This window comes from Trichocoleus sp. FACHB-46 (assembly GCF_014695385.1).
Lineage (GTDB): Bacteria > Cyanobacteriota > Cyanobacteriia > FACHB-46 > FACHB-46 > Trichocoleus.
This window is the reverse complement of sequence record NZ_JACJOD010000022.1, coordinates 179,511-198,018: the sequence shown is the minus strand read 5'-3', so window position 1 is coordinate 198,018 and position 18,508 is coordinate 179,511. Positions and strand designations below refer to the sequence as shown.

At 48.6% G+C, this 18,508-nt stretch carries 17 protein-coding genes; 4 read left to right on the top strand and 13 right to left on the bottom strand.

The window, feature by feature from the left end:
* Window positions 1-4 precede the first annotated feature (4 nt).
* Window positions 5-604 carry a LexA family transcriptional regulator gene (locus H6F72_RS12995; protein WP_190435871.1) on the bottom strand — a complete coding sequence of 200 codons (600 nt, stop codon included), beginning with the start codon at window positions 602-604 and terminating at the stop codon, window positions 5-7.
* 59 nt (window positions 605-663) lie between these two features.
* The gene (locus H6F72_RS12990; RefSeq protein WP_190435868.1) at window positions 664-1,008 is read right to left on the bottom strand and encodes a hypothetical protein; all 345 of its coding nucleotides are present in this window, start codon (window positions 1,006-1,008) and stop codon (window positions 664-666) included.
* Between the two features lie 190 nt (window positions 1,009-1,198).
* Between H6F72_RS12990 and H6F72_RS12985 the strand changes: the two genes are divergently transcribed.
* Complete coding sequence (locus H6F72_RS12985) at window positions 1,199-2,152, top strand: alpha/beta fold hydrolase (protein WP_190435866.1); 954 nt, start codon at window positions 1,199-1,201, stop codon at window positions 2,150-2,152.
* Between the two features lie 106 nt (window positions 2,153-2,258).
* Here H6F72_RS12985 and H6F72_RS12980 read toward each other — a convergent pair whose 3' ends face one another.
* Window positions 2,259-2,648: a BON domain-containing protein gene (locus H6F72_RS12980; protein WP_190435863.1), complete on the bottom strand. Its 390-nt coding sequence runs from the start codon at window positions 2,646-2,648 to the stop codon at window positions 2,259-2,261.
* Window positions 2,649-2,992: 344 nt separating this feature from the next.
* On the opposite strand from H6F72_RS12980, the gene ilvN reads away from it, so the two are divergent.
* Window positions 2,993-3,511 (top strand): acetolactate synthase small subunit, encoded by a 519-nt coding sequence (gene ilvN, locus H6F72_RS12975; protein ID WP_190435859.1) that lies wholly within the window; start codon window positions 2,993-2,995, stop codon window positions 3,509-3,511.
* Here ilvN and H6F72_RS12970 read toward each other — a convergent pair.
* From H6F72_RS12970 to H6F72_RS12955, 4 genes are all read right to left on the bottom strand, one after another.
* Window positions 3,508-4,998: an ATP-binding protein gene (locus H6F72_RS12970; RefSeq protein WP_190435856.1), complete on the bottom strand. Its 1,491-nt coding sequence runs from the start codon at window positions 4,996-4,998 to the stop codon at window positions 3,508-3,510. The two genes, ilvN and H6F72_RS12970, sit on opposite strands and share 4 nt — an antisense overlap.
* Window positions 4,999-5,028: 30 nt before the next feature.
* Window positions 5,029-5,382, bottom strand: a complete 354-nt coding sequence (locus tag H6F72_RS12965; protein ID WP_190435853.1) for a PAS domain S-box protein — start codon at window positions 5,380-5,382, stop codon at window positions 5,029-5,031.
* Window positions 5,383-5,750: 368 nt separating this feature from the next.
* The gene (locus H6F72_RS12960) at window positions 5,751-7,979 is read right to left on the bottom strand and encodes a pentapeptide repeat-containing protein (protein ID WP_206755437.1); all 2,229 of its coding nucleotides are present in this window, start codon (window positions 7,977-7,979) and stop codon (window positions 5,751-5,753) included.
* Window positions 7,980-8,013: 34 nt separating this feature from the next.
* Entirely contained in the window at window positions 8,014-9,012 is a 999-nt protein-coding gene (locus tag H6F72_RS12955) for a zinc-binding dehydrogenase (protein WP_190435850.1), read from the bottom strand.
* Window positions 9,013-9,273: 261 nt separating this feature from the next.
* Between H6F72_RS12955 and H6F72_RS12950 the strand changes: the two genes are divergently transcribed.
* Window positions 9,274-9,915: an HAD-IA family hydrolase gene (locus tag H6F72_RS12950; protein ID WP_190435847.1), complete on the top strand. Its 642-nt coding sequence runs from the start codon at window positions 9,274-9,276 to the stop codon at window positions 9,913-9,915.
* 170 nt (window positions 9,916-10,085) lie between these two features.
* On the opposite strand, the gene H6F72_RS12945 is transcribed toward H6F72_RS12950, so the two are convergent.
* The 3 genes from H6F72_RS12945 to H6F72_RS12935 form a co-directional block, all read right to left on the bottom strand.
* Window positions 10,086-11,429, bottom strand: coding sequence for a dihydrolipoamide acetyltransferase family protein (locus tag H6F72_RS12945; RefSeq protein WP_190435844.1), 1,344 nt, complete (start codon window positions 11,427-11,429; stop codon window positions 10,086-10,088).
* A gap of 235 nt (window positions 11,430-11,664) precedes the next feature.
* Complete coding sequence (locus H6F72_RS12940; protein ID WP_190435841.1) at window positions 11,665-12,114, bottom strand: YlqD family protein; 450 nt, start codon at window positions 12,112-12,114, stop codon at window positions 11,665-11,667.
* A gap of 134 nt (window positions 12,115-12,248) precedes the next feature.
* Complete coding sequence (locus tag H6F72_RS12935; RefSeq protein ID WP_190435838.1) at window positions 12,249-14,222, bottom strand: long-chain fatty acid--CoA ligase; 1,974 nt, start codon at window positions 14,220-14,222, stop codon at window positions 12,249-12,251.
* 318 nt (window positions 14,223-14,540) lie between these two features.
* Here H6F72_RS12935 and H6F72_RS12930 point away from each other — a divergent pair, with 318 nt between their 5' ends.
* Window positions 14,541-14,825, top strand: a complete 285-nt coding sequence (locus H6F72_RS12930; protein WP_190435836.1) for a DUF427 domain-containing protein — start codon at window positions 14,541-14,543, stop codon at window positions 14,823-14,825.
* A 43-nt stretch (window positions 14,826-14,868) separates the two neighbouring features.
* Here the strand turns inward: H6F72_RS12930 and H6F72_RS12925 are convergent, their stop codons facing one another.
* The 3 genes from H6F72_RS12925 to H6F72_RS12915 are packed head-to-tail and all read right to left on the bottom strand — an operon-like array spanning window position 14,869 to window position 18,497.
* Window positions 14,869-16,416: a GH3 auxin-responsive promoter family protein gene (locus H6F72_RS12925; protein ID WP_190435833.1), complete on the bottom strand. Its 1,548-nt coding sequence runs from the start codon at window positions 16,414-16,416 to the stop codon at window positions 14,869-14,871.
* On the bottom strand, window positions 16,380-17,717 hold the full coding sequence (locus tag H6F72_RS12920; protein WP_190435832.1) for a glycosyltransferase: 1,338 nt from the start codon (window positions 17,715-17,717) through the stop codon (window positions 16,380-16,382). Before H6F72_RS12920 ends, H6F72_RS12925 begins: the two co-directional genes overlap by 37 nt.
* A gap of 12 nt (window positions 17,718-17,729) precedes the next feature.
* Complete coding sequence (locus H6F72_RS12915; protein WP_242016912.1) at window positions 17,730-18,497, bottom strand: acyl transferase; 768 nt, start codon at window positions 18,495-18,497, stop codon at window positions 17,730-17,732.
* Window positions 18,498-18,508 lie beyond the last annotated feature (11 nt).

The following is an 18,508-nucleotide window of genomic DNA, read 5'->3' as shown; positions in this document are numbered from 1 at the left end:
GAAGTTACAGTTTTGACAAGTTACGACGAATAGCTGTTTTCACAATTCCTGAGATGTAAATCGAACCTTCAGTACGCCTGATAGGTTTGTGGTTCTCGTTCTCTGATACCAGAACTACCTCTCCCTTTTCCCTTCTATAGCGTTTAACTAAGGTTTCATCATCAATGGAGACTATAACAATGTCTTCCTCTTGAGGTTTCTGATATAGAGGGTTAATTTGTTCAACAATCAACCAGTCACCTGGATAAATACCAATACCTATCATTGAGTCGCCTATCACGGGCAATATGATGGTTTTGCTCGGTTCTTCGATCAGTGCGTCATAGAGGTCAATTTCCTCATAATCGGTGTTCATTGAATCCCCTCCGACGCTGGATGTACTGTTCGCACCCGCTGACACCGAATAATCGTACTTTCTAATCCGGTGTAACTTCGCTGAACGTAAGACCTGGACTAGTTCTTGCCCTCGTATTCCCTGTTCCCACAAGTACTCTATTGCTACGGCTAAATCATTACTAATTGATCTAGGAACACCAATATCCGCAGATGGTTCTCCAAATTTATATTTTCGACCTGATCCTTTTCGAGAACCGCCGCTTGGCATAAGTAATCATCCTCTGTACAAATTTTTGCAACTTCTTGAATTTCCCTTAGATCAATCAACTAACTTTGTTTATCTTGCAAGACTCTCATCGGAGCTTGTTGACTAACCGAGCTTCTAACTTGTAAGTGAGCAACACCGAGAGTCAGAACCACAGACAACAGTGCAATAAGGGCTTTTTCAGAGAACATAACGCTGAGTCCAGTATTAGAAATCGCTTCTCTGCGTCGTTTACGATTGCTTTTCATGATACATTTGTACCAAAACCTTGCTTTCAAATTTATTACAGATAAACTGCTCTGCAAAGCTTTTTTTGAAAAAAGCCTGGAAATCAAATTTGCAGAAAAGTATAAGGCGTGATATCCAATGCAAGTCAACCAAAGCCCTGCTAGCATCACAGCTGACATAGCATCTTAATTGCCCAGCAGCAGAAACTGAATCTGTATTCAATTGCAATAAATTCTTCTGCATGCACGTAGTTCTTTAACAGGTTTGTATAGCGATCGCTTCTCCTGCTCCCTTCACAATCCTTACTTAGAGCCAAGCACCAGAACTTTTGGCTTAGCATAGGCTTTAGGAGCAACTTTTGAGGTCAGCGTGGTCACTTCTTTGCCTTGGCATCAGCGGGTTGGTAATCAGCGAGATTGGGTTTGGCGGGGGTGGCAAACTCGCTACACCTACATGCGAGCGGCACAGGGAGCCACTAGCAATACGCCCATAATTTTGCTGCATGGGTTTGGCGCATCGATTGGGCACTGGCGGCAGAATCTAGAAGCGCTAAGCCAATCCCACACCGTTTATGCACTCGATATGTTGGGGTTTGGAGCTTCTGAGAAAGCAGTGGCTAACTACAACGCAGCTTTTTGGGTCGAGCAAGTTTATGACTTCTGGAAAACCTTTATTCGTCAGCCTGTGGTGTTAGTGGGTAACTCCATTGGCTCGCTGATCTGTATGGCGGCGGCAGCAGCTCACCCGGATATGGTCGCGGGGATTGCCATGCTCAGCTTGCCCGATCCTTCTGCCCGCGAAGAAGCGATTCCTCAATTTCTCCGACCCGCGATCGCCACTCTCGAAGGTCTATTTGCCTCCCCGCTGTTGCTCAAAACCATATTTCGAGTAGTGCGACGGCCTCAAGTCGTAAAGCCCTGGGCCAGAATTGCTTATGCCAACCCAGAAGCTGTTACCGATGAACTCGTAGATATTTTGACTGGACCTGCCCAAGACCGAGGCTCTGCTCAAGCATTTTGTGCCATCCTTAAAGCCATGACTAGCACCAAATTTGGCCCTAGCGTCAAGTCTATGCTGCCAACCCTGCAAATTCCCATGCTGCTGATGTGGGGGAAGCAGGACCGGATGATTCCTTATAGCTTGGCGCGGCAGTTTATCAGCTACAACCCCAACCTCAAGTTTGTCGAAGTAGACAACGCTGGTCATTGCCTGCACGATGAATGTCCAGAAGCAGTGAATCAGGCGATTCTGGAGTGGATTGATACTTGGAGTGTAGCTAAAACGGCTGAATTTTCAGCGCTACCAGTTGCTGTTGAGGAGTAACGGCTCATAAAAAAATCTCTACTGACTCCAGTAGAGATCAAAATTAGGAGAGATAAAATCAAACAGCAGTACAGGATAAATTTTGAATTTGTCACGCTACCATGACTTAGCCTATCGTGACTTGGTCAGTTTCTACGCCAGTCGCACCGCTAACGTTTCTAGCGACTGAAACCATTCTATTGAGAATATCTTGGCTGGGTACTTTGCCCTTCAGTACGACGGTGCCGCCAGTCTGAGCGACATACAGCGTCTCAATGTCATCCAATTGGTCATCTTCGTCAAATGCTAGAGCGACACGCTTTGCTAGACCACTCTGGTCGTACTCGCCATTCAGGCCCACTCGCTCGGGGGGAGTTGCTTCAGTTGCAGAAGGGGCAGCGTAGGATTGTCCTGCGGGTGCGCTTTGGGGCGCTGCTTGGGGTGCAGGAGTTGCATTAATTGCCTGCTGAGGATTTTGAGGCTTCTTAACGCCAAACAGTCTTTGTAACCAACCCATAATCTTGCTCCGAATCAATCTTTACTTAACTTGATTAAAAACATTTCAGGCCAGTCAAGCATCTGCCCAGGAAAAGAGGTCCGCAAGGAGCAGCGCTAACCCTATTGACAGAGACATAGTTAGTTAATCCGGTCAGAAATCCTAGCTGGTTGGGCAAGTTTCATCAGCTCAAGACAGCCTTGCAAGTCTAGGCATTGAGTTGCTAGTTGGGTGGCAAAGCCTGTTCAACACGACCTTACAAATCTAATTTGATGAATTAATAGTTTTCCAATCGAGAGAGAGCGCGATAAAATGGCGGTCTACTGTGCTGTTGCTACCAGCATTTTGGTTAGACAATTACTGCGATGAAACATACCCTTTCTGTTCTGGTTGAAGATGAAGCGGGAGTTCTAACCCGCATTGCTGGTCTGTTTGCCCGTCGGGGTTTTAACATTGAAAGCTTAGCCGTAGGCCCAGCCGAGCAGATGGGAGTCTCTCGAATTACGATGGTGGTTCCGGGTGATGACAACAGCATTGAGCAGCTCACTAAGCAACTCTACAAGCTGATCAATGTCATCAAGGTGCAGGATATTACCGAAGTGCCTTGTGTTGAACGAGAGCTGATGCTGCTGAAGGTGAACGCGGTTAGTTCCAATCGTTCGGAGATTGTGGAACTGGCGCAAATCTTCCGGGCGCGGGTGGTAGATGTGGCGGAAGATGCCATCACCTTAGAAGTTGTGGGCGATCCGGGCAAAATGGTGGCGATCGTGCAAGTGTTGAACAAATTTGGCATTCGCGAAATTGCCCGCACCGGAAAAATTGCCTTAACTCGCGAGTCGGGAGTCAATACTGAATACTTGAAGTCTCTCGAAGCCAAGCTTTAGGCATCCGCAGCCACGTCCTGAAGCGGAATTTCGATCCAAAATTCTGTGCCTTGCTCCGGTGCTGAAGTACATCGGAGCGTTCCTTTGTGTTTATCTACAATAATTTGGTAGCTGATGGCTAAACCTAAACCAGTCCCTTGCTGCGTGGGTTTAGTGGTAAAGAATGGCTCAAATAGTTTTGCCTGAACTGCTTCTGGGATGCCTGGGCCATTGTCATGAATTTGGATAATCACGCGATCGCTCTGATCGCCCAACGGTTGAGTCTTGTCAGGTGCAGCCGTTGAGCTTACTGCTGAGGTTTTGATCGTGATGACTCGCGGTTCGGGTTGCTCTTCTAAAGCATCGATTGCATTACTGAGCACATTCATAAATACTTGGTTGAGTTGGCTGGCGTAACACTCCACCTCAGGCAATTCGCCATATTTTTTAACTACGGTAATTTCTGGATCGCGTCCCTTGGACTTCAGCCGATTTTCCAAAATCAACAAAGTACTGTCGATTCCAGCATGAATATCCACAGCCTTGCGTTCTGCTTCATCCAGTCGCGCAAATGTCCTTAGTGACAAAACAATTTCCCGAATCCGTTCGGCCCCAATCTGCATCGAAGCTAAGATTCTCGGCAGATCGTTGATTAAAAAATCGAGTTCGATCGCTTCACTAAATTCGGTAATTTTGGAGTTAGGTTGGGGATAAGCTTGCTGATAAAGTTGCAGCAAAGCCAACAAGTTCTGCGTGTATTGATCGGTGTAAGTTAAGTTGCCGTAGATGAAGTTGACGGGATTGTTAATTTCATGAGCGATGCCAGCCACCATTTGGCCCAAGCTGGACATTTTGGCACTTTGAACAAGTTGGGTTTGAGTTTGCTTCAGTTCCAGTAGGGTTTGGCTGAGTTGTTGCGCTTGGAGGGTAGCAGCTTCTGCTAAGGCGCGATTTTTAGCCTCACTTTCGCGTAAGACTGCTTCTGTGTACTGGCGATCGCAAACTTCCTGTTGCAGTTGGTTGTTAATAAACGATAAGGTTGCTGTTCGCTCTTCTACCAAGTCTTGCAATTGTTCTTGGTGTCGCTTTGAGAGTGCTTCTGCTTGTTGGCGTTGTGTAATATTGCGAATCGCGACTACAACACCATTGTCTGCGTCTTTGAGATGAATACAAGTACAAGAAATTTCTATAACTAACGTGGTATTATCCTGCCGAAATTCATAACAGGCAGTCGAATCCCTCTGACGTTTGAAGGCCATTGTGACTGGATGGGTCGCCACAGAAACAGGTTCGCCATTTTGGATTAAAGGCAACAAATTGATTAGCTTAGTGCCTAAAATGTCAAATCGATTTTTGGCAATTAGGTGATCGAATGCAGTGTTGGACCACTGAACTCTTCCTAGTTCATCAGTCCAGGCGATCGCTTCTGTAATTGCTCCCAGCGCCACCTCCATCTTTCCCAGAGTTGTGCGCAATTTGCTGACTAGGTCAGTTGAGTTAGCCACCATCTGTATCCTTGGAACTCAGCAATGAGGTGATTAGGCATCCAGGGGACGAAGTATGGCTGCAAAAAACCAATTTCCTGCTAATTTTTCAGCCGTAATAAAATGCTCAGCCTCAATCTCTGTGCCATCTTTTTTGACTGCTTTTAGTTTCAGGGGGTGGTTGAGAACTTTTGACTGTTCAGTCATGGCAAAGCGCGAAAAGCCCAGATGGTGGGAATCGTGGAAGCTTCTTGGAATTATTACTTCCAGTGTCTGCCCCAACACTTCGTCGTCATCCCAGCCAAAAACCGCTCTAAAAGGCTCGTTTGCGTAAATGATTAGTCCCTGCTCATCAGTTACTAGAACAGGCAATTCCGCTTGAAGCTTGATTTCTTCGATTGTCTTCATCTATGGCTCGGAGTTGTTATAAAAACAGCTAAGAGGTGAGGCAATAATTGCTACGGAAATTGCTTCTAAGGGAGTTGGAGTCATGGTGGTGGAAAGTTTTGGATGAAATCTTTCCACTCTGAAGATGCACGCCTGATTTAGCACGAAACTCAGCGATGTTGCTAAAGTTACTTATGTTTAACGGAGATTAATGAAAAAAATTAGTCAAAGCTAGAGTACATCGAACTACTAACTTTGTAAGTTGACGTTTTTCGCTTATGCTTAGTGCCGCATTTTTATAAAGCTTATTCGTGATTTGTCTAGGAAACAATCACACTAAGGTAATATTTGATGCTAAGTACAAGTATGGTAAGCGCTACAGATTCTTGCTATTTGAAGTAAATCAATAGGTTTAGCCCCGGAATGGTACGCGATAGGGTCCAAAGCAGCAAGGCAATGAAGAGGATGCCTAGGCTCCACTGATACCAAACGAGGGTCGTAATTAAACCAGGCATATCGCGATCGCGCAGACGAATGTCATTAAATCCAAAGCGCAGCAGGTTGTTGAAGCTGAAGTCGTAATAGTTCAGCCAATTCCAGCGGCGATCCCAGAGTAGCGGCACGTAGCGCTCCTGGAACAACGGGAAGCGGGGCATGATTGGCATCCGCCCAATTAGGAGGCGCAATTGCCGCAAGCTACCTTCTTCGACAAAATAGCTGACATCCATTAAGTTGTGGTAGCGTCCCTGCTGGTACAACCGTCCCAAGAGCAAAAGAGGAACTGGCACAATCACGACGGCGAGGCAAGCTAAGGTGAGCCAAGGGCGATCGGAGGTTTGAAAAATCGTCACCAGCCCGCCTAAGGACAACACACTGAAGCTACTGAGCACCGCGATCGTTTCGTAAAGAGTTGGCACGATGGGTTTGGGCCGCAACCGTCGCAAGCGATCGATCAGCCAAAACAGCACGCCAAAGTAAGCGATCGCCACAATTTCGACACCAAACACCAACCAGAAATTGGTGCCATATCGGCTCAACAACAACAGCAAGCTGAGGCAGAGCCAGTGCAATCCATCTAACACCCACCCCACACAGTTGCGGGAATCGGCGGCTATGGCGCGATCGCGAATCTTGATATAGTCAGCCAGGTCAATGCTGTCGAGGGTGAGCAGTTCTGTGAGGGCGCGGAAGGGTTGCTCGACTCGGCGTTGGACGATCGCTTCGGCTTGAGCCGCAGAAAAACCAATCTTGACCAGACGGGGCACAGAGGCAGTGTTGATATTCGTCCCTAAAAGTCGTTGCCGTAGTTCTTGCAGTCGCAAAGATTCGGTTTTGTATTCAATTTGATTGGCATCACTAATTTGTTCTAGTTGGCGAAAGTTTCGCACCAAGTTCCGCAATAAGCTTTCATTGCCTTGCAGCACTGGAACCGAGAGCGATCGCCCAATCTGGCCCGGATTACCGAGAAACTTGGCATGGTCGGCATCAAACTTTAACCCTGGCACATTCAGGTAAGCCGCTTTACTAAAGCCCGCATCGCTAAAGTCGGCTTGCTCCAGAATACTCGCCCCCCGCAGATTTACAGGACGACTAAATTGCACTTCCCGGAAGCTCACAGGCTGCTCAAATTCCGCTTCCGTGAGAAAACAGGACTGCACGAATCGACCTTTATTAAACTGAGCCACTTCTTGCCAGCGAGTTTGGGCCAAGTCTGCATTTCCTTGCCACTGCACACGACTGAAATTGGCAAATTGCCGAAACATGGCTTGGCTAAAGTTAGCTGTGCCCTGAAATTCACTACTTTGGAAGTTAACGAGTCCTTGAAACTGCGACTGATTAAACCCAGCGCGCTCGAAAAAAATACTGCTGCGAAAGCGAGCTTCTTGATTAAAAATAGTTCCGGCGAAACTGCTGGGCTGGCTGAAACGGGTGCCCGACCAATCAGCTTCTTGACCAAACCAGGTGCCTTGCGCCTCCACCCGGTTGAGAAAGAAGGTATTACTAAAATTTGCCGCTCCCACAAAGCGAGTCTGAGCCAGCTTCAGTGGGCCGCGGAATACGGCAATTTGTAAGGGAGCCAGAGCTTGGGTGCCAACGTTGGGAGTGGTGATCAGCGATCGCGACAGTTCACTCAATCGAGATAAACGACGGCGATCGCGTCGTAGTTGCTCTTGCTCAGCCGTAGTAAAAATGGGAGATAACGCCTGCCCATACATCGGCGCTCTTAGCCCCAACTGGTTACCCGCAAACTCTCCTTGAATCACGGAATAGCTCAAATCCAACCCTAAAGGCGATCCAGCCCGCTGCAACTGAGTTTGCAACAAACGGTAAAACTGATCGCGAAACATGGCATTTTCTGGTCGCAGATCAATGTCGAGGCGGCGCAAATCAATTGTGCGAATCCCCTCACTTTGGGCTGGCGATCGCAACCGTTCCTGCAACAGATCTAAGGTTAGGAGGGTTCGTTCTAGTGGGGCAGCGGCCCAACTTGGCTGCGGCCAGAGCAGCCCTAGCAACAGACTGCACAGCAGCAATAAACAAATGATTTTACGAATGAATCGGGAGGCGATCGCCCTTTCAGAACGATGCTCCCAGCAATTCCCAAATAGCCAGCGCAAGAATTATGACCCCAATTTACAGCTCTCGGTTAGGCTAAATCACCAAAACTAATTTGCCTGTCATGGAGCCAGCTTCCAGCAAGCGGTGAGCCGTAGCCGCTTCAGCCAAAGGCAAGGCTTGTTGCAAATGAATTTTCAGCTTGCCCTCATCAAATAAAGTCGCACAGGCTTCTAGAATTTCGGCTTGATGTTGCTGAGCCGCTACTAACCCTTGCAGCATTGGGGTCAGCATCAGTTCTTGGCTGACCCGCAAATTCCGCATTCTGGCTGTCTTCCAGTTAGCGTTGGCAGTGTCAAAATCCAGAATCGTCACGGCTTCTCCATACACCTTGACCGCCTCTAGGGATTTGAAGAAGTTGCTGCCTCCCACCGTATCAAAGGCAATATTTACTCCTTCGCCCTCGGTCCAATCCATCACCGCTTGGACAAAGTCAGTCTGCTGATACAAAATTGCCAACTCAGCCCCCAACTGCCGCACCAGACGAGCTTTTTCTTCGGTGCCTACTGTGCTGCAAACTCGCGCTCCCTTAATTACCGCTAGTTGTACTGCCACATGACCAACGCCTCCCGCACCTGCGTGCACTAGCACCCGCTGCCCTGGTTGCAAATTGCAGCGATCGAACAATGCTTCCCAAGCCGTAAGTAGTACCAAAGGAGCCGCCGCTGCTTCTTCAAAACTGAGTGAACGAGGCTTGCGAGCCGCAAATTTCTCATCAATCGTTGCCAACTCCGCATAGTTGCCCGGATGCCCACCCAAGCCGCCGTTGCAGAAGTACACTTCATCGCCCACCTGAAACCGTTGGACTTCTGCACCCACAGCCTCAACCACTCCAGCGCCATCGCATCCCAAAATTGCGGGCATTTGGTCTGGGAAAAACGTGCCTCGTTGTCGCAATTTGGTGTCGATTGGGTTGATGCCAGCAGCTTTGAGCCGCACTAATAGCTCGGTGGGTTTTTGAATTGCTAAATCAGGCACTTCCTGAAGTTGCAAGACCTCCGGGCTTCCAGGGGCTGTCATCAAAATTGCTTTCACGGTTGCTCTCTTAGTAAACAGTTAGGCATCACTGGAGCTAACGGCGGAATAGGCAAGAATTGCTAATCTACCGCCTTAGATAAATGTTACTCAGCTCCTTCATCAGAATACTAGAGAAGGCATTGATCAGGCTGCTCCTCTGACCCATCGTTTTGGAAATGAGAGATTGGCGATCGCTCCCTCAATCCCACACCCAATTTGAGTTAGACTACGGCTGTGATCTTGGTTCATGAATTAATAGTTATTTTTGTATTTGTAGCTGTGTCAGTGATTATTTTCGATTTCGATGGAACTTTGGCCGATACACTAGAGGCGATCGTGGCAATCACTAATCGCCTAGCCATAGAATTTGGTTACAAAACCGTCAATTCTGAAGAAGTCAAAAAACTTCAGAACTTAAGTTCTCAAGAAATCATTAGATATTCAAAAATTCCGCTCTTAAAGCTGCCTTTTTTAATGCGTCGAGTTAAAAATGAGCTAAAACAAGAAATTCCTCATCTAAAACCAATTCACGGTATTCAAGAAGCTTTATGGGCGTTGAAGCAAGATGGAAATCGGCTTGGCATCGTCACCTCTAATGCTGAGAGCAACGTTTTAACCTTCTTGAAGCATCACGGCTTATATGAGCTATTTGATTTCGTGCATTCAGGAAGCAGCTTGTTCGGCAAAAATAAGGTTTTAAGTCGGCTGCTATTACAAAAACAAATTAACCCCAATACTGTCATCTACGTGGGTGACGAAACGCGAGATATTGAAGCAGCCAAACAAGTCAAGATTAAGTCCGTGGCTGTAAGTTGGGGATTTAATTCCAGGCAAGCTTTAGCGAGACAAAATCCTGATTTCTTGATTGGTCAACCAGACGAATTGTTAGCGATCGCTCAATCTTTACGAGCCTCAAAATAGCTGTGAGCGTTAGCATCACGCACCGAATCCACAATTAATTAAGACTGTGCGTTACGGCTTCGCCTAACCCACGCTACAGATTTGGGTTAATTGGAGTTAAAAAGGCGACCGCTCCAAACTGAAAAGCGATCGCCTCTTAATTTTATTTAGGTGTCCTGCTTAGGTGAATTCTAGAGCGTCAACGACTGAGTATTGGTCTCAATCAAGGTTGCCAAGTCTTTCAAGAAAGCAGCCGCATGAGCGCCGTAAATGATGCGGTGATCGCAGGTGATATTCACTTGCATCTGCCGTTTGACACCGAACAAGCCATCATCGGTTGCTACCATTTGAGGTCTAGAGGCTCCGATCGCCAGGATCGAACCTTGGCCCGGAGGCAGAATCGCATCAAATCGATCGACCCCAAACATGCCCAGGTTAGAAATGGTGAAGGTGCCGCTATTGTATTCATCGGGCTGGAGTTGCTTAGCACGGGCGCGATCGACCAAGTCTTTCCAGGTGCGAGACAACGAGTAGAGATCCGCTTGATCGGCATTTTTCAGCACAGGGGTAATCAAGCCACCATCTTCCATTGCCACTGCAACAGAGATATTGATCGCAGAAGGATAGCTAATGCCTTGCTCGGTGTAGCTGGCATTCAATAGAGGATGCTTTTGTAGTGTCACTGCCACTGCTTTGGCCAGCAGAGCCGACATAGTGACACCTTTGGACTTCACTTGCTTATAAAGCTTGTCTAGGTTGTCGGTGGTAATCGTGTAGCCAACATGGTAGGTGGGGACGCTGAGGCTCACCATCATGTTGCGGACGACCGCGTTTTGCAGCGTGGTCAACGGCACCACTTGACCGGGAACTACAGGGGCAGGTGGAGAAATTGGAACAGACTTAGGCTTAGAACCTACACCTGGAGGAACTGGATCTACGAGCCTGTCTGGAGAAGGTGGAACTGTGCCCCCACCAGAAACAGGAGGTTGAGATTTACCCGCAGCCGCTTCCACATCTTGAGCGACGATCCGACCGTGAGGGCCACTGCCCTTTAATCCGGCGAGATCCACTTTTAAGTCTTTTGCCAGTTTGCGAGCACGAGGAGAAACAATGGTGCGGCCACTGCTAACGCTGGAGCCGTTACCGTTGGTGGCGGTTGCAACTGTAGCTTCTGTCGCGATCGCTGCTTGGCGGGCTTGGGTGGAGGCATCCGCAGGCGCAGACACAGCCGCAGGGTTTGTCGTGGTCGTCGCTGACTGACCCCCGGCTTTCTGTTTCGCTGTCTCAATTTCAGCTTCTGTCTCGGCAATGAAGGCGATCGTTTGTCCCACCGGAGCGCTTTCACCCGCAGGCACCATGATCACAGCGAGATAGCCTTCATAGAAGGACTCCACATCCATGTCTGCCTTGTCGGATTCGACAACTAGGACGGTTTCGCCTCTCTCAACTTTGTCACCTGGCGACTTAGTCCAGGAAACAATTTTTCCTTCAGTCATCGTAGAACTGAGGGCAGGCATGAAAACTTCGTTGATCATGGGCTGGGTTCTGAATCAATAAATCGTTAAAACTGGAGCAAAGCCAGATCGCATTTTATCCTGACAGATGCCACCAGGGCTATCACACAGAACAAAGTTGACTAGAATTGCTGCGATCGCCTCACCGACCCTACAAAAATTCCCACCTGTAACAGTGGGAAACCTCAAGAGAGTTAGAAGTCGCACCTAACCTGAGCGCTTTGAGCGATCGCACCCATCGTTAGAGAGTCAAGCTTTAGACATCGCCCCGAATTTCTTCGACGATGCCATCCCGCAATAAAACCTCAACTTGCATCTTTTCAACCAAGTTATCACCCGGCTCGATCCGGAAGAAGCTTTCGATTTGGCCTTGGCTCACTTCTTGGTTGAGTTCTAGCATTTGCACTTGCTGCAACTGCTGGAGCACTTGGTTTTTTTGCTCTAGCAGCTCACTTTTCTTTTGATTGACCTGAATTTGAATATTGTCAATCTGCTGCACTGTTTGAGGGCCAGGGGGTTGCAGACTTTGCTTTTGAATTTCAGCAATCATCCGCTGCCCTTGCATTTCCAACTGTTGCAATTGGCTGTCAAGTTGATTAATTTGCGCCTGGAGTTGCTGCTGAGCTTCCTCCTTCCACCGGGGGGTGACGATCGCTTTAACTGTAATGGCTCGTTTCAGGAGTAATTGTGAATTGGAGACGTCCATAAACATTTCACTTGGAAAATAGTTTGAGGATGGGCAACGCTTGGGAAACAACGCGTACTTGCGCCAACGTTTTTGCAAGAAACGATTCTGTCAAAAACGATACTGCGTCTGTATACGGTGCGTCAGCCCAGCGATCAGGCAAACATCCCGTCGATCATACCTTGATAGCGCTCCATCACAACGGGTCGCCGAATCTTCAAGGTTTGCGTCATCATGCCATTCTCGACCGAGAAGGGTTCCACAATTAGGCGGAATGGCCCCACTCGATCATCAGGGCGATACCCTGGGCGGTTCTGCACTTCCCGATTCAGTTCTTGGCGGAATAAATCTTGAATGCGTTTGTCGTCGAGGGCGATCGCCGAAGCCCCGGACGGATTGGTGCTAGCGGGTTGATCAGGCAAGTTGAGAGATAGGTTTTGCTGAGTGGCCCATAGTTGTAGAGCATCCAAGTTAGGCACGACTAGGGCACCCAGCGATCGCTGGTCTTGTCCAACCACCATAATTTGATCAATGTATGGGCTGCGGATGCAAGCATCTTCAATCGGTTGCGGTTCGATGTTTTCACCACTAGTCAAGACAATCGTGTCTTTGGCGCGTCCCGTCAGCACCAAATCATTTTCATCCGTCACCCAGCCTAAGTCGCCGCTATCAAACCACCCTTCCGGGTCAATCGCTTTAGCGGTCGCCTGCGGATTGTTGTAATACCCCTGCATGACTTGCCGCCCCCGAATCAGCACCAAACCCCGCTTTCCAGGAGGTAGAGGTTTACGAGTTTCTGGGTCTACAATGCGAATCTCCGTCCCTGGTACGGGCTGACCAGAGGCACCTTTAAGATTGCGCCAAGGCCGCCGCACATTGGTTACAGGTGAGGTTTCTGTAAGGCCATAGCCCTGCAAAACGGTGACTCCAATAATTTCAAAGAAGTTGTCAAGGTGCTTGGCAAAAGACCCACCTCCACTCACCAAAAACTCGATTTTGCCGCCAGTGGCCTCTCGAACTTGGCGATAAACCAGGCGATCGCCCAAGGCATGAACCGGAGCCAGAGCGGCAGCTTTTGCAGCGGCTGCTAAGCGTTCAACCGCCGAAGGATGGGGATGCTCTAGGCTCAGGCCCTGGATAATGCGCTGAGCGGCAATGTATTTTTGGCTAGCCGCCAGGAACGAGTTGATCAGCCTTTGCTTACTCGCTGGTTGCTCGCGAAACTGTTTCTGTACCCCTTCATAAATCGACTCCCACAGACGGGGCACTCCCACCATATATTGGGGTTTGTATGTTTTCAGATCTTGCTTAACGTGACGGATGCTGGTGTAAACCTGAGTGCAACCCTGAGCTAAAACAAAGTACTCAAAAGCTCGCTCATAAGCATGCCAGCTAGGTAAGATGCTCAGCACAATATTACCGGGCTGTGGCGGCACAACGGCCCCTAGCATGGTGGCTTGATGCAACAAATTCCCATGACTGAGCATGGCTCCCTTTGGCCTGCCTGTCGTACCGGATGTATAGATCAAGGTAGCCAAGGTTTCGCGATTTTGCTGCACCGGTTGTAACGAGTGATTGGCACCCAGCTCTAGTAGTTGAGAAAAGTTCAAGACTTTGAGCGTTTCATCAACAGGTGGCTCCTCGTCGGAAAGTAGCACCACGGTTCGAACTGCCAACCCATCCAGTCCAGAGCGTAGTTTCTTGAGAGTGGCTTGATTCTCAACGACCAACGCGGTGCTGCCGCTATCAGCCAGAATAAACAAAAGTTCTTCACGGTCTGCTTGAGAACTCCGCACGGCATTGGCTGCTCCAGCCGTCATGATGCCTTGATCCGCCACAAACCAACGGGGGCTGTTGTCGGAGATTAGGCCCACGCGATCGCCCACTTCTACCCCTAATGCCTGCAACCCTGCGGCAAAGTGCTGCATTTGCTGATATACCTGCGCGTAAGTCAGCGACACTTCCGGTTTGGCATGAGGATCTTTTAAGGCCACAATTGAGCCAAATTTCTGAGCCACAATTGGCCAAATCGCTGGCAAAGACTCAACAGCTTGATAGTCCACTAAGCGCTTGAGGTTAGCTCGCTCTGGCTCAGTTAGATGGAGGCTAGGTGCATTAGGAGGGTTCATAGTAGCTCTTTACCTCAAAAACGATAGGAAATTAAGCATAAATAGCTGGTAATCTGCCAATTTTTAATTGAAGGGTTTGATTGAATGATGTGTAGTACATCACCGATCAAAAATTGCTTGATACAGCACTAAGCATCATGGCTATCAAATATAGGACAAAAAGATACAGATAAACTTTCCTCGCACAACCCGCTATAGTTCCACGCTATCCTGACTAGAGTCTAGAGAAAGACTGGTTTAGGACAGGATTCAATCTGTCCGTTCTTAACCAAAATTGACCAAACAAGCGAACTTGAATAGAAACGAGGGAAGTGAATCATGGCAAAAGCAGTTTGGAACGGTGCAGTCCTCGCCGAAAGTAACAATTGCGAAGTGGTAGAGAACAACTACTACTTCCCCCCAGATGCCATCAATCGCGAATTCTTTAAAGAAAGTTCAACTCATACCACTTGTCCTTGGAAAGGTGTAGCCAGCTACTACAACGTTGAAGTAGAAGGCCAAGTGAACAAAGACGCGGCTTGGTACTATCCAGAGGCGAAGCAGGCTGCCAAAAATATTGAAGGCTATGTCGCCTTTTGGCGCGGTGTCAAAGTCGAGGCGTAACTTTTGCCTCTCGGTTTTGCTTGCTTGGTGGGTTACGGCTAGCCTAACCCACCCTACCGAAAATACTAGACCTAAGCCCAACCGTCGGCAGTGTTTCGACTGGCTTGGTCGCCAACACTTCATGCTTGATGTCCCCCCACTTTTGGCCCGCTTGCAATTTCTGTCGCAGCACCAGGTCAGGCACATCTGGCGATACCCAAACTTGAGCAGGTGCTAGTTGTCCTAAAAGCCGAGCATGTTCATAGTGGGGAGACTCGCTGAGGGCAGCATCTAGTCGTTGGGCGATCGCATCTCCTTCCCGATCAGCCTGATTGAGCAACAAAACATAATGGGGCTGAGGTTGAGTGACGGGAACTAAAGTTCTAAACGTTGTGCCCCCCAAATTTAGGTGATCGAGGACTTGAGCCACAAACGCAGCATGTAGTTTTTCGCCAACTAAATCGCTGGTCATCTGGTCTCGGCCCAAGAACTCCAGGCAAGGCGTGTTCAGGTAGGTGTGAGTCATCCAGACGCGATCGCCCATGCGATACCGATACAACCCGCCTTTTTGGGACAAGATGATTGAGTATTCTGTGGCTGGCTCTAGCTCGTGCAAAAGATGAATCTTGCCAGTGGAATCCTCAAATTCAAAGAAGACTTCATTCAGCAGCGGCACAGATCCCTGAGCGGCAATCAGTGGCACTGTCATCGGGGCTTCAGTCGCCAAAAGTCCTTTACCCTGCACCATCACACCAGGAAAGTGCGATCGCAGCGCTTGAGCTTGGTCGGCAGCATTGACGCTATCCCAACAGGAAATCAGCTTTAGGTGGGGCCAAATTTCTGTCCAAGTCGTTGTGGGGTCTGAGAGTAAGGCGAGGCGTCGGGGAGAGACGCGATCGCGCAGTTGCTCACAAAGCTTTTGGCGGTGTTGCTGGATGTAATCAAGATGGACACTGAGAAAGCTAGGACTCCAAATTGAGATAATCTCTAGTTTTTCTGATTGCAATAACCCTAGACAGAGCTGCTCCTTAAACGCTTCTGGATCGCGGAGACGACTTAAACCCGTAGGAGCCAATAAAAAAGGTCGTAACGCCCACTGCAACCACCCATCTAGATATTCGGCATCATCTGCTAGTCCAACCTGTACTCCTGTATCTGTCTGTGTGGGTTGAGTGAGTTGCGGCGAGATACAGAAATAGACTTTTCCTGTGGAGAACTGAGGCCCATTTGTGATCAGATCATGTGCCCAGATGCAAAACATTTGGCTAAAGGAGCGGCGCAGCGATCGCGTGTAGGGAACCCATTTTGCAGCCCCACGGCTCCCAGAAGTTTTCTCGTAAAAGAGAATGGGTTGCGGGGTCAGAAGAGCTTGCTGAATCTGCTTTTGGCGCTCAATCCACGGCTCCAAATCGGTGTAGTTCACAATCGGGATTTTCTGCCAGTCGGTCAGCGATCGCACCCCTAAAGATCTGCCATATTCACTGGCAACGAAGCACTCAAAAATCTTCTTTTGAACTTTTTGTTGAGCGGCTTGTGGGTCTTGCAGAGCTTGATGAAATCTGTGGGCCTCCGAGCTTAACAGCTTGGCAAAGAGTTGAATAATGGGGCGCATGGTTCAGGTTTAGGTTTGGAGAAATCTTGAGTCAAGACAGGCTTGCCAGTTGCGATCGCTCGTTCCACAATGTCCGCAGCCCGTGTTACTCCGCCAGCTTGGGCGGTCGCTTGTCGTAATCTGACTGCGTTTTGTTTATAAGTTTCGCAAGTTAAGACTTGTTGAACCGCAGTTCTTAAACGGGCTGTGGTCAAGCGAGATTTTGGAACTACTTCTCCAGCGCCTGTCCATTCGATCCGAGCTGCAACTCCTGGCTGATCATCTGTGACTGGGAGCGCCACCATCGGCACTCCTGCTTGTAAAGATTCTAGGGCAGTATTCAAGCCTGCATGGGTGATGGCTAGAGTGGCGCGTTGCAGAAGTTCTAATTGGGGAGCATAACCGACCACAATCGGATCGCCAGGGAGAGCCCCAAGAGCTTCCGGAGCAAGACCTTTCCCTAAAGCAATTACCAACTGAGCATCTAAGCCAACACAAGCGGCAGCAATTTGCTCAAACACCCGATGCGAACGGTTTCGTAGCGTTCCCATTGAGGCATAGATCAAAGGTTGACTTGTTAGCTTCTCAAATGGGAAGGAGACGGTTTCTCGACTCACAGTGCTGTGGAACGGCCCAGTAAAGTGGAAGTAGGGAGCAAGATATTGACGAGGATATTCAAACTCGGCAGGTTGGTGGCTGATTTGAGCGAGGGGGGAGAGTGCATCACTGGGATTAAGATATAGCGGCGATCGCCACATTTGGCGGTACTCATTCACAGGTTGATGCACCATGCGCCAATACTGCACCAATAGAGCATGGCCAAACCGATTTCGTAACCGTGTCCAAGGTGCTGGGTCATAAGGCCAACCTGCAAAGAAAGGAGGCACACTGTCATCGGGCTGCATTAAGAGGGCACTACAGAGAGAAACAAAGGGCAGAGATAGTCGTTCGGCGATCGCTCCTCCAGCAACAATCACATGATCCACGAGCAGAGCTTCTACCCCTGCGGCTTGAATTGCAGCAGGAGCTTCTTGCAGAAACACAGTAGCCCAAACTTGTTGTCTGAAGTTCAGGGTGGTCTGAAAAGCCGCTAAACCTCGTAATGTGCCCAAATGATCATAGAAATTTCCCAAAGTTCCTAAAGGAAACTCTTTCCTACCAAGGGGCCAAAAGTTAATTTCAACCGCTTTTGCCTTTGCTGCTGTATCGAGGATATTGAAGAGAGTGACTTGATGGCCTCGTTGTTTCAGCTCGCAGCCTAGAGCTAGCATGGGGTTGAGGTGCCCAGTTGTGGGAGGGCATAACAGACCGTAATGAGTCATAAAATTTTAGGATTACTCAAGTTTTGAGGGTTGATGTTGCTGTTTGGCTAAAAGAGTTTGAACTTTGCTCTGATCAATCATTTGGTTAGGGTACACATGCGTAAAAACGGGGATGTATGTTTCTGCTTGTACAACAACCCCAGGCCCAAGGTGATTCCAAGCCCCTAAAAACACACCGTCTCTGATTTTGATCTGTTTGACATACAGCATCAAATCTTGCTTTCGAGGCTTAATAATGTGCGGATAGAGACCCACCTGATGACCGAAAATGACGCGATCGCCTATCTCTAACAATCCGCGATCGGCAATCTCCAGATGGGGAGTCCAATAAACACCTTTGCCTATTTTGGAACCCCACAGCCGCAACCAAAAGGAGAAGGCACCAGGAATTAAACGCAGCACAGTTTCTAAAGCTGGAAAGGCAATATAGACAGCCTGAATTTGATGACTCCCCCACCAAGGCGAATACTCTTTTCCTTGCAGATAGCTAATGCCTTCTAACTGAGGATAAAAGTGATTATGGATGCGGTAAATCAATAGCGGCATGCCATAAAGCGAAAACAGCACCAGTAAAACAGTCCAAACGCTAGGAGAGATACAGATTGCCAGAAAAGAACCTCCTGCTAACAACATCACCAGCACCGGAAAGCAAGCCAATATAGCGCTAAGCCAAGTCATTCCCTGCCGCTCTACCTTCATCTGGTTCACTATTTGCTCCCCCTTCCCTGGCAGGGAACGGGGTTGGGGGGTTAGGTTTATCTCCGTTTGATGAGTCTCCATCGATCAACTCC